Genomic DNA, 10344 nt, shown 5'->3' on the forward strand with positions numbered 1-10344 from the left:
TCTTTGAGCTTCCCGATTTTTTCAAAGTCATGTTTGCCCACCGCTTCCTTAAACTCGGCTTCCATATTGCGCCCCTCTTCGTGTTTTTGCTCTTTTGCAGCTTCTATGTTGGCCGCATGGGCTTCCAGTTTGGGGGTCATGGCCTTGATCAGCTCTTGTGCCTTGCCGGGAGTGATACTCTGTATGTTCTGTATCATGACTCCTTTCCTGTCATCCGTCAGTTGGATGTCGGCAATGAAGTAGCCTTCCGGACTGTGCAGCAGCTTGTTCTCCAGTGCATGGCCGTTGGCGAGCAGGTATTTGTCGGCTTTGGTTAACTTGTAGCCGCCATATTCGCTGGTCTGCCCGATGATGTCGGGAATCTTGATTTCCTGGTTGGTGCGCAGGATGACGGAGTTCAGATCCCGGTCAACTTGCAGCAGGATGTCCTTCTTATTTACGGTGATGGGTACGATGTCACCGGCAAGCAGCTGTTCTTTCTCTTTCTTGCCCAACTTCTTTCCCAGCACCTTGTCCGGGATAACCAACGCCTCTTTGCGGTAGAATACGGAGATTCCGTCATCGTTGAAACGGAGCTTCCCCGGTTTGCCGTGTATCTCCATCAAATCAGACATGACACCCTTTTCCAGCTTGGTGCCTTTCCCGTCGAGGATGTTCCCTTGCTTGTAGGCGTATTCATAGAGCGACTGTCCGGTGTAGCATACCTTCAGGCGATGGTCGATGACGGTAAAGCCGTCCTTGTCATGTCCCTTCAGGTTCTCCCACCGCTTGATGCTGATGCCATCCTTCTCCAGCTCGGCGACATATTTAGGATCATTGGCACGTTCCTTGTCAAAAAGGGCGGATACACGTTCTTTTGATTGGTCACGAAGGCTTTCATCGTACTTTGCTCCGGCTTTTTCCCTGATTTCGCTTACGCTCATGCTCAGCTCTTCCCCGTCTTTGCGGAACCGGAAATATCCGTCCCGGTATTCGGTCTGATAGCCCAGTGATTCGGCGATGCCGCCGAACTGTCCCACGTTGTCGAACATATAGGTGTCTAATGCTTCTCTCAGTTTCATGGCTGTGGCTTGTATAAGGGTTCTGCGGAAAGGATGTATTCGTTCAACACGGCCAGCTTGATGTGCCGCCCGCCGTTTCGCTCGTAAATCTCGATCTCGAATACCTTATCATCGGGTATCGTGAATTTGTCGAAACCAAGTATCAGCCGGTTCCGGCTCTTGCCCTTGATTTTCGTATCAAAATCTTTCTGATAGATAGGTTCGATGGTCGTTTCTTGCTGGATGGCGTTCTTGCTCTTCTTTTGGTCACGCTGGAAACATTTGACAAACTCGATGTCGTAGTCGATGTATGATTTGTTTTTCAGGTCAAAGATGAAAAACATGAAGTCCTCATGCACATACAGATTGGCCATTGACAACTCAAACTTGTTCTCGATGACCCCCAGGCTGTAGATGTTGCGCTTCTTGGTGCGCAGCTCTTGGATGCATCTTTCCATTTCCTCGCTGTTCACATCCACATGGGCGGTATATTTGCGCTGGTCATCAAAATTGTAGGTGAATACGGAGGTATTGCCCCGTTTGATGGTGATGTGGTAAGTGTTCATGGCCTTATCCACCACAAACAGGTTGGAATATGCCACGGCATCTTTGGCGGTTGATACTTTCAACTGGTTGTTGTAGGCGGCCAGAGTGAAGGACACCTCGTTGCCGGGCGTTCCGTAAGCGATGTCCTCCGGAAAGAAGAACTCGGCCAGATGGAGGTCGCTGACTTCTGCCTGATAGTCATGGTGCTGCCATTTCCCGTTGTCCTCGTAAATGTTCGGGTACGAATCCGTGCCGCCTTCGGGAAGGTAGCGGATGTGATAGGTGTAAACGCTTCCGTCGATGCAGACTACGGTCAGGTTGGTCTCTTCGGTGAATCCTTCCGCTTGCGCCGAGAGCCTGACGATATGGGGCGCCTCTTCTACCCGGCTGGCCATGACAAGCTCCTGTTCGCCGATGGCGATATCAGATACTTGCACAGGAAATACCAGGTGTTTCACACAGTCGAAAGAGATAAAGATGTCTTTTTGGCTGATGGCTTGTTTCCGGGGAGTGCCGTTTTCCTGAGCGAAGAGCGGCAGACTGCACACAAAGCAGTAAAACAGTAGATAAATATATTTCTTCATGTTGTCGATATGTTAAACGGTTCTTGAAAAAAAGGCGGTGAATACGGTAATGCCCCATAGAAGAAGCAGGGTAATGCCGAAAGAAACGGTCAGCGGACGGATTTCTTTAAAGGCTCGTCCGTTCCGGCGTGATACGTAGATCCGATAGCCGAAAAAGACCGCTGACAGCGCAAGCAGGTAATTGAGAATGTCTATCATAATTTGTCTATCAATGTTTGAAGGGGATGATTTTTCTTGTTCGTTTTCTCTTGTTCCATTTGCTCATAGAGCTTCTGTAACTCCGCTTGCACGGCTTGCCTACGCAACTTCGATTCCTGACTCTCTTCTTGGATATACATTTCGTAGTTGGACTTGAGATGTACCTTCACTTGTGAGAGGCTCATGTTCAAGATTTGCTTGGCTACCTGGGTGGTGGCGTTGACTACGCTGGTCACTTCGCTGGCCATCGTGCCGATGGAAGAGAGCGGCATGTCAATGTTCTGTACAAGACCTTGTTCCATACGCTTGGCTGCACTGGCTTTCAGGTTATTGGGCAGGTTCAAACCTTCCATGGCATCATTGTCGAAGACAACCACCGATACGGGATTGAGGTTGTCTCCTACCTTCAGGTTGCTGACTACCACATCGAGGCGGTTGGCTCCCAAAGTGGCGATACCGTAAAACAGCGTGTTGGCCGGTATCTTCATGCCGGATAGGGTTACGTCCTGAAGCAACCGCATCCGTACCGTACTGCCCGTGACTACGGTCTGGTCGCCGTGGATGCAAGCCCTGAAGAGGTTGCTGTTTCCCGGTGCGGAGGTCGGTTGGCGGCGTACCCGCTTGCCGTTTTCGGCATGGTAGATCGGGCCTTTTTGCATCAGGCTGTCGGCGGATGGATGGCCGGAAGGGTTGGCAGCGGCTTTCTCCGTTTTTCCCTCTTGGTCATAATTGACAATCCGTTCATACATGCGCTTGCGGTATTTGTCGGATTCTTCCAGTTCCTTGCGGATGCGTGAGTTCTTCTTGGCTTCCCGGATAATCTCGTTGAGCGCCTGCTCGTCCTCCAGTCCGTCCAGTTGGCTTTCCAGCTGATGAGAGAAGCGTCCGTTCCGGCCACCTCCGTATTCTGCCATGACTTCGCTGTACGGATCGTTCTGCATACGGCGGATGCGCTCCAGTGTGGCACGGTCATACCGCTCCTGCTGGTTTTGCAGCTCGAAGTAAAAATCAGATCCTTTGACCTGAGACTCTTTCAGGATGCGTGCCTTCTCCTGCTCTTCCAGTTTGTCCTGCTTATAGGCTTCCATCTTGTCGTTCACCTTGTCGGCCATTTCCGACTGTGGTTCCAAAAAGGCTTGCGAGGCGGCCTGTCTGTCACTCCCTGACGGCACGTTCCCGTCCTCACGGATGAAGAATACATAAAGGAAGAGGATGCCCAGGATTACCGGGATGGCCATCAACAGCTTGTTCTTGTCTTTGATAAGTTTATTCGGTTCCATGGTCGGTTGGTTTAGAGGTTTCTGACTGGTTTTCATTCTTGCCCGGAGAAGCTGCCTGCGATGTGTTGGTGCCGTTGCTTTCCACGGGTTCGGAATAGCGGACAATCCAATCTTCTATCTTGGCTCCGTGCGCATTTTCCTCGCTGCGGGACAGCATATCATAGATGGTGAACTCCGCTTCGATATTACGTGAGATGCTTCCCCGTGCCCGGTACCCGGTCTGCGTGAAGATTATCTTTCCGGAAACGGGTATCGTTTGTGTGTTAATCTCTACATCCTTGATGCGTACCCCGTAACGGATATTCTTTTGTATGAGTGAGTTCAGCATATTCACATCGTTGTACTCGTTCAACAGCTCCTTCCCCTTGTTGCCTATGAGGTTGAGCGCAAGCGAAATGTTCTTCTCGTAGCTGCTCTCGTCAAAGGCATACCAGTGGGTTACGAAGGTCTTTACATGGTTCATGTATTCGTATTGCCGCATATCGCTGGCAGACAGGCTGCTTGCCTCATAGACTTCTCCCTGCCTGTCGATGACGAGAGCCTGGCCGTATGCTTTTTCTATTTTGTTGATAAGGAAGATGATACTGCTGGCAAAAGCGATAGTCAGAATGATGCAGTACCCGGCTGAAAGCCGGATAGTCAGCTTGACCGCATCATCTGCTCCTTTGAATTTCATCAGATTCATAGTTCTATTTTTTATTGTTGTCGTTTATGAAACTTGCCCCGATAGAGGCGGCACCGCCTACGTTGGTCAGCTTGCCGCCTGCCGCTGCGCCTCCCATCAGGGCGATGGTGGCCGCCGTGGTGACGATTGACACGGTTTTCGAAATGATTTTCCCGGCATCGCTGTGTCCTACGATTTTGGAGGATAGCCAGAAACAGCTGCAATAAGCACCAATCAGGGCGAGATCCATTCCTAAATATTGTATCTGCTGCGTAGCTGCGTCCACCATGTCGGCACTTTCCGTATAGATGGCCTTGAAGGTCTGCCATATGATTTGGTTCAGAATATTGATGACGGTGAATACCATACAGGCGGAGCAGAGCGTACCGAACCAGATACTCAACTGTTTCTGAAAGACCGGCAACATGCTTACGGCAAAGACAAACGGGCCGAGAATGACCAGTAGCTTGACAATGACCACGCCGATACCCAAGATGACTACTTGTATGATTCCTACCAATAGGGCGGAAATGCCATGAAGCACAAGGGTGGCGAGGTTGGCGGGGTTGAGCAGCTGCACAATCTTCTCCACGCTGGAGCGTACACCGGTCATTTCGTCCTCTTCCATCTTTTTATCCAGTTCGTGCTGCATGGCGCCGGTGCTGTCTTCTCCGGCTGCTACCTCCGACTGGAGGCTGTGTTTGTCGTATTCGGCAATCATCTCTCCTTGTTCGATGGCTGATTGTGCCATGAACTGGGCAAATTCCTGCGCACGCTCGGAGGTCAGCGAGGTGGCTTCGTTGATTACTTCCATCGTGCCTACGATGGTTTGGGCGATGGGGGTGTATATGCTTAGGCAGAAGAACAGTACCAGGCAACGGGCGATTTCCATCATGTCGGGAAATTTGTCCTCATTCGGGCTTAACAGCTGGCTGGCTCCGTGATAGAGATAGTTGTATGCTAGGTTGCAGATAAAGCAGATGACACCAACACCGAAGGCGATGACTGTCATTTGCGAAACGAGTTCCATCGTCAGACCGTCCGTGATCTGAAGTCCCCAGAGAAAATTATCTTGATTCATAACGCTTTAATTGGTGTGTCGTGTGAAAGCGGCCAACCGTCCCTGGTAATAGGTCTTCCGGTTATGCCCCTTCATGGATTTGTAAATGACCGTGGAACGCACGGATTCGTTAAACTCACGCATCTCTTCGGCGGCTTTTTCCACCGATTCCTTCACCTGCTCGATAAAGGACATGCGCCCTTCCGAGTTCATCGAGAAGTAACTGGTCACGGTGGCCACCTTGAACAGCAGGTCGGTACTCAGGCTCAGATTGACGGTCACACGCTGAAAGTTGAGAAATTTCAGGCAGTGGTAATTCGATCCTACGTTCAGGTAAAAGCTGTAGTCGCTGCTCAGGCAGGCTACGTCGTCCAGCAGGTCGGCAAGCTCTTTCAATGATTTGAGTTCCTTCAACTGGTCGATCTTTTGCAGGCCGAGCCGCAGTTCCTGGGCATCGATCATTTCATTGATTTGTGTAACCCATTTCTTGACATTGGCGATCCATTCCGTTGAGTTCAGCAGGGTGTGGCCGGGATCATGCACGACGAACTGGGCATGAACACTGCCGGTTCCCATCAGCCCTATCGAGGCGGCAAGTCCGAGTATGAGAATGATTCTTTTCATGACGGTTATTTGTTGGTGATGAATAATAGGGTGAATATGACACATACCAGCCAGGCTGTCAGATAGCTCTTGGCATTTTCCTTTTTCGTGGCGAGTGCCCATACCACGAAAATGAGCGCAACGCCCAAAAGTGCGGCGGCAATGCTTCCGGCAAGATTGTATGCGCTGCCGTTGAAGTCGGTTGACCAGCCTAGAAGGGCGGTCAGCCCTTGGGTGGCGTCATCCATACTTTTTCCTCCTTTCCTCCAGATAGCGGTTGATGGCCGTATAGGTCGAGCCGCTTTCGTTGAACAACTGCTTCAGTCGTACTACTGTCGCCTGGCGCGAATCGAAGGCTACGGCGGCGAAGTCGGACACCTCGTTGCGGAAGATGAAGGCATCGTTCGACATCTTGATGAAAAACTCTCTCCAGCGTTCCGTGCGCTGCAACGACTCGATCATATAGGCCTCTTCGTCCGTGATGGAAAGCACGGCTTTCACTTCCGGCAGGTTCTGCCGGTGTTCTGAATGGTCGAGGATAATCTTGGTCGCGCAGTTGATGATGATGGAGTCCTTGATACTGGACGGCATGTTTTTCAAAAACAGGATGTTCTGTGCGGCCAGCGTGATGCTTCCCTCCTTTTTACGGAAGGTTCGGTACAGGTAGGCGATGAAGTCTCCGAATTTCTCGTCTTGCAGGAAGTCGAGTGCTTCGTCGATGATTAGCTCTTTGGCAAACCCCTGGCGTTTCTTGATTTTATCCACGATCATTTGCAGGGTGATGATGGCAACGAGTGGAAAGTACTCTTTCTTAGAGGCATCTTCCATATCGAAGGCTATCAGCCGGTCATGCACGATATCCACGTTCTCGGTAGCGTTCAGCAGGAATGACAGCTCTCCGTCCGTATAGGGTTCCAGTAAAAGCAACAGCTCCTCTATCTCGAATTTCTGTTTCTCAAACTCGGTCATCCGTTTGCTGAACACTTCCTTCAGATAAGCCCGGTAAGTTATCAGCGTCGGGAAGATACGCTCATGCTTCTCTCCTATTGAAGAATTGTTCACATAGTCGTAAAATCCGATGACGGATTTCCTGAGAATGGCGTTTTCGGCAGGCAGCATGGGTTCACGTACCTTCCAAATGTAGCTGATAATGGCGACGATGGTCTTTATCTGGTCATCGGCAGACTCGGCATCCGTGGTGTCGATGTACAGGTATTTGCCGTTCTTGTCACGGTCACACAAGAAGGGGTTGAACGCAAATTTCTTCTGCTCGGTAGAGTCGAAGTATTTGCCCCGGTTCAAGGCTATCATCGAGCGGTAAGAGCCGCCGATGTCAATGATCATCACATCCCGGCCCAGCTCATAGCTTTGCAGGATGTAATTGTTCAGCCAGAAAGATTTACCGGAACCGGACGGGCCGATAACGATGCGGTTCTTGTTGTTCAGCGCCGGATAATCCCAGAGGTTTATCTTGGCGGGAGTACCGAAACGGTCATGGTAGATATGCCCTTTCTCGTCCGAAAGGTACATCCCCTCTTTTTGCAGATAGCAGATGGCCTGCTTGGTCGTGTTGACGAAGCCCCGGTAATTGGCCCTGGCATTGCCGGGTATGTTGCAGAAGAACAGGTTGCACAGCTCGGCGTTCTCCACATAGCACGAACTTTGGTTCATAAAGCTGAAGCCTTGCTGTACCAGTGCGGTTTTCCGCATGAGCGAGGTGCGGTCTGTATCGTTCAGCACGACATTGAAGGCGGTATAGGCGGTCTGGTAGTCGAACTGGGTAATCTCATCGCAGAAGGCTGCCTGCTCGCGTTGCTTCTCTGCCGCCGGAGGGTAGAAGTTGGTGATGTAGTTCAGCGCGTCTTTCTCCGCACCGATGGCCGTTACGGTGGCATCTGGATCGGTTATCTCTATCACGATGTTTACGATGTGGTTGAACGGCAGGCCAAGTCCTACGGGGTACAGCATCGAGCATTTGCTCCGTATGCTGTCCGGTATCTCTATGTTTCCCCCGTATGCCTTCGACTTGCCGGTGTGCGGCACGGCCAGTTCCTGAAGATGCTCGCCTTCGTTGGTCAGCGAAAGGATGGAAACGTGCTGCTGCCCTATTTTCATGCTTCCGCTTTCACTGACAGCCATAGGGTTGACGCTCTTCTGCGTGGCATCGTTTTCCGGTGTCTCGTAAGAGAGGTTGACGTAGTCGTAGATGGCGTTGTTCAGTTCCGTATCATCCATCTTGCGTATCTCAAACTGCTGGATGGACGACAAACCGTTCTCAAAGTTCATCAGAAAGGCTTCCATTTCTGTCAGCCGTTGCTGATATTCCTTATAAGGTTGCTTGAACGGGTAGTGCAGCTTTCGCATCAGCGAGGTGCCCGATGCGCTTTTGCGTATCTTACCGTTTCGGCTGCCGTTCGTGAACGTCACATACAGGTTGGTGTAACTGTTCAGTATCTCCTTGCCGTTGAAATGACGGTTGTTCTCCGCTATCAGGGCATTGGAAGAGTATTCTGCATGATGGTATCGCCCCGTATAGTAGAAATTCTGCTGATGGATGACCGTGCCTGCCGGAAGCAGCTTCAAAAGAGCCTCCAACCGCTCATGGATGTATTGCGCCTCGCTTTCCGACAAGGTGAACACTTCGGGCAGAAGCAGCCGGTAGCCGACGGTGATGTCACCGTTCCCGTTGATGACGGCGTTCTCCGTGATGGTCTGGATAGGCAAGACACTTTCCAGATCCACGGATTTGTCCTTCACCTCTATCTCTGTCTGCCGGATATACAGCAGAGCAATCAGCAGGCACAGCGCACAGATTAGCAGGGATATGAGTATGATGATTCCTATCATGGTTGCTGTTTTAGGATGAATTTGAAAATCTGCCGTTTGTCCGTTATCTGCCGGGGGGTGGCGTTCTTGATCCGGAGGCCGGTCAGGTAGTCCGGGTTACCGGCCTTGTGTTCCTTTTTCAAGGTTTGGAACAGCAGACCGGATAGAAACAGAATGGCGGAAATGATTCCGATGATGAGTATCGGGTGCAGCTGCTTGAATATGCTCACGATGATGATGATGGCCGTCAGCAGCATGAAGATGGCGAACTGTCCCGATGACAGACCGAAGAACTTGATCGGCTTGTTGATTTTACGCATGGTTCTCATGGCTCTTCGTTTTTAGATAATCAGGAAGGCTACCATGATGACTACCACGGCGATGATCCAGCCGAGCAGGTATTCCTTGGCATGGGGATTGTTCGTGGCAAGCGAATAGATGACAAAGACCAGAGCGATGCCGAGTACCGCCGCCAAAATGTATTTGGCTACGTCCAGAATGGTGTCCGCACCCTCTTTGGCTTTGTCTGTCACTTCGGATAGGCTGTTAATCTTCAGGCCGCTTTGTGCCTCCGCCACTTGTGCCGTTCCCAACAGCGTGAAGAATATGAGAAAGGTGAAGATAACCTTTCCATAGCGGTTAATGACTTGGTTCGCTTTTTCTCTTACATTTTCGATTGCTTTCATTTTGTTCCTATTTTTTAATTAAACATGAATCGTTTTCAGTCTCTCCCATTGCACATCCTTATACTTGATGGATATGGGCTCTTCTTTCGGCTGTTCCGGCAGTGGTTTGCCTGAGTAGTAGTAGGCTCTTCCATGCAGGTACATATCGGCTATCTCGGCAGCCAATTCCTCTTCTTCCAGCTCAGGCTGAAATACCACGCAGATGACCGGACAGGCTCTCTCCTGCCCTTCCTTGCGCACCGCCTCCCTTATCGGCTTCTCTTTCTCCTTTCCGGAAGAAAGTGCTTTCTTCTTTTTCCGAAAGTAAAAGTGAAGCGTGACACAGGCGAGTATGGCAACCAGTATCAAATCCACTACGTTCATAAGAGTTGCCAGATAATGAGCCAAGTGACCAATGCCGTGATATAGGTGATGATGGCCTCTTTGGTGCGCTCGTGGTTGCTTATCAGCTTTTTAAGTACCGCTAGTCCGGCACATAGAAAGCCTACCCCTATCAGCATGGCGCCTATTTCACGGTATAAGGAGATCAGGCCGGATACATTTGTATCGGCTAACAATATGATAATAAGCATGGTGATATGATTTGTCGGTTAGTAGAGCAGTATCTTTATTCCTACGTTCCAGACAGTGTTCCACTTGTCAATGGATAGGGGATTCCAATGTTGTTGTATGCGGGCAAGCAATGCCGTTCGGGGCAGGATGAATACTTCCAGTTCCGTTTCCAGTTTCGGGCCGATGATGAAGTTGTATTCCTTATCGGGGTGGCGGACGTATTCTGTACCGATGAATCCTCCCAGGCCGATGCCCCAGTAAACGGATTTCAGGTTGCAGGCCAGGGTTCTGTAATAACCGCCGTC

At 50.6% G+C, this 10344-nt stretch carries 13 protein-coding genes and 1 pseudogene; all 14 read right to left on the reverse strand.

Features of this window, described 5'->3' with window-relative positions:
* The coding region (locus ABUA47_RS07210) for a DUF3945 domain-containing protein (RefSeq protein ID WP_349831496.1) at window positions 1-1061 on the reverse strand (1061 nt) is incomplete at its 3' end.
* Window positions 1058-2170, reverse strand: a complete 1113-nt coding sequence (locus tag ABUA47_RS07215; RefSeq protein ID WP_005868893.1) for a DUF4138 domain-containing protein — start codon at window positions 2168-2170, stop codon at window positions 1058-1060. The genes ABUA47_RS07215 and ABUA47_RS07210, both read right to left, overlap by 4 nt.
* A 12-nt stretch (window positions 2171-2182) precedes the next feature.
* Complete coding sequence (locus tag ABUA47_RS07220; protein ID WP_007564699.1) at window positions 2183-2368, reverse strand: hypothetical protein; 186 nt, start codon at window positions 2366-2368, stop codon at window positions 2183-2185.
* Complete coding sequence (traM, locus tag ABUA47_RS07225) at window positions 2365-3648, reverse strand: conjugative transposon protein TraM (protein ID WP_005868892.1); 1284 nt, start codon at window positions 3646-3648, stop codon at window positions 2365-2367. The genes ABUA47_RS07220 and traM overlap by 4 nt, the downstream gene beginning before the upstream one ends.
* Window positions 3635-4333, reverse strand: coding sequence for a hypothetical protein (locus ABUA47_RS07230; RefSeq protein ID WP_005868891.1), 699 nt, complete (start codon window positions 4331-4333; stop codon window positions 3635-3637). The genes traM and ABUA47_RS07230 overlap by 14 nt, the downstream gene beginning before the upstream one ends.
* 4 nt (window positions 4334-4337) lie before the next feature.
* On the reverse strand, window positions 4338-5393 hold the full coding sequence (locus tag ABUA47_RS07235; RefSeq protein ID WP_005868890.1) for a hypothetical protein: 1056 nt from the start codon (window positions 5391-5393) through the stop codon (window positions 4338-4340).
* Window positions 5394-5399: 6 nt separating this feature from the next.
* Complete coding sequence (locus ABUA47_RS07240) at window positions 5400-5996, reverse strand: hypothetical protein (RefSeq protein ID WP_005868889.1); 597 nt, start codon at window positions 5994-5996, stop codon at window positions 5400-5402.
* A 5-nt stretch (window positions 5997-6001) separates the two neighbouring features.
* Complete coding sequence (locus ABUA47_RS07245) at window positions 6002-6223, reverse strand: hypothetical protein (protein ID WP_005868888.1); 222 nt, start codon at window positions 6221-6223, stop codon at window positions 6002-6004.
* Window positions 6216-8822, reverse strand: a complete 2607-nt coding sequence (locus ABUA47_RS07250) for a TraG family conjugative transposon ATPase (RefSeq protein WP_005868887.1) — start codon at window positions 8820-8822, stop codon at window positions 6216-6218. The genes ABUA47_RS07245 and ABUA47_RS07250 overlap by 8 nt, the downstream gene beginning before the upstream one ends.
* Window positions 8819-9130 (reverse strand): hypothetical protein, encoded by a 312-nt coding sequence (locus ABUA47_RS07255; RefSeq protein WP_005868885.1) that lies wholly within the window; start codon window positions 9128-9130, stop codon window positions 8819-8821. The genes ABUA47_RS07250 and ABUA47_RS07255 overlap by 4 nt, the downstream gene beginning before the upstream one ends.
* Before the next feature lie 12 nt (window positions 9131-9142).
* Complete coding sequence (locus ABUA47_RS07260; protein WP_005868883.1) at window positions 9143-9487, reverse strand: hypothetical protein; 345 nt, start codon at window positions 9485-9487, stop codon at window positions 9143-9145.
* 18 nt (window positions 9488-9505) lie between these two features.
* Complete coding sequence (locus ABUA47_RS07265; RefSeq protein ID WP_005868881.1) at window positions 9506-9850, reverse strand: hypothetical protein; 345 nt, start codon at window positions 9848-9850, stop codon at window positions 9506-9508.
* Complete coding sequence (locus ABUA47_RS07270) at window positions 9847-10059, reverse strand: hypothetical protein (protein ID WP_005868879.1); 213 nt, start codon at window positions 10057-10059, stop codon at window positions 9847-9849. The genes ABUA47_RS07265 and ABUA47_RS07270 overlap by 4 nt, the downstream gene beginning before the upstream one ends.
* A gap of 18 nt (window positions 10060-10077) precedes the next feature.
* Window positions 10078-10344, reverse strand: a pseudogene (locus ABUA47_RS07275) (hypothetical protein); the annotation flags it as partial.

The sequence above is a fragment of the Bacteroides sp. RTP31139st1_H2_RTP31139_211217 genome, assembly GCF_040227615.1.
Taxonomy (GTDB): Bacteria; Bacteroidota; Bacteroidia; order Bacteroidales; family Bacteroidaceae; genus Bacteroides; species Bacteroides uniformis.

Bases quoted from the DNA above. Each gene is read 5' to 3' on its own strand.
- ABUA47_RS07255 (WP_005868885.1), bottom strand. From the start codon at position 9,130: ATGAGAACCATGCGTAAAATCAACAAGCCGATCAAGTTCTTCGGTCTG.
- ABUA47_RS07215 (WP_005868893.1), bottom strand. From the start codon at position 2,170: ATGAAGAAATATATTTATCTACTGTTTTACTGCTTTGTGTGCAGTCTG.
- ABUA47_RS07230 (WP_005868891.1), bottom strand. From the start codon at position 4,333: ATGAATCTGATGAAATTCAAAGGAGCAGATGATGCGGTCAAGCTGACT.
- ABUA47_RS07265 (WP_005868881.1), bottom strand. From the start codon at position 9,850: ATGAACGTAGTGGATTTGATACTGGTTGCCATACTCGCCTGTGTCACG.
- ABUA47_RS07270 (WP_005868879.1), bottom strand. From the start codon at position 10,059: ATGCTTATTATCATATTGTTAGCCGATACAAATGTATCCGGCCTGATC.
- ABUA47_RS07220 (WP_007564699.1), bottom strand. From the start codon at position 2,368: ATGATAGACATTCTCAATTACCTGCTTGCGCTGTCAGCGGTCTTTTTC.
- ABUA47_RS07260 (WP_005868883.1), bottom strand. From the start codon at position 9,487: ATGAAAGCAATCGAAAATGTAAGAGAAAAAGCGAACCAAGTCATTAAC.
- ABUA47_RS07235 (WP_005868890.1), bottom strand. From the start codon at position 5,393: ATGAATCAAGATAATTTTCTCTGGGGACTTCAGATCACGGACGGTCTG.
- traM (WP_005868892.1), bottom strand. From the start codon at position 3,648: ATGGAACCGAATAAACTTATCAAAGACAAGAACAAGCTGTTGATGGCC.
- ABUA47_RS07240 (WP_005868889.1), bottom strand. From the start codon at position 5,996: ATGAAAAGAATCATTCTCATACTCGGACTTGCCGCCTCGATAGGGCTG.
- ABUA47_RS07245 (WP_005868888.1), bottom strand. From the start codon at position 6,223: ATGGATGACGCCACCCAAGGGCTGACCGCCCTTCTAGGCTGGTCAACC.
- ABUA47_RS07250 (WP_005868887.1), bottom strand. From the start codon at position 8,822: ATGATAGGAATCATCATACTCATATCCCTGCTAATCTGTGCGCTGTGC.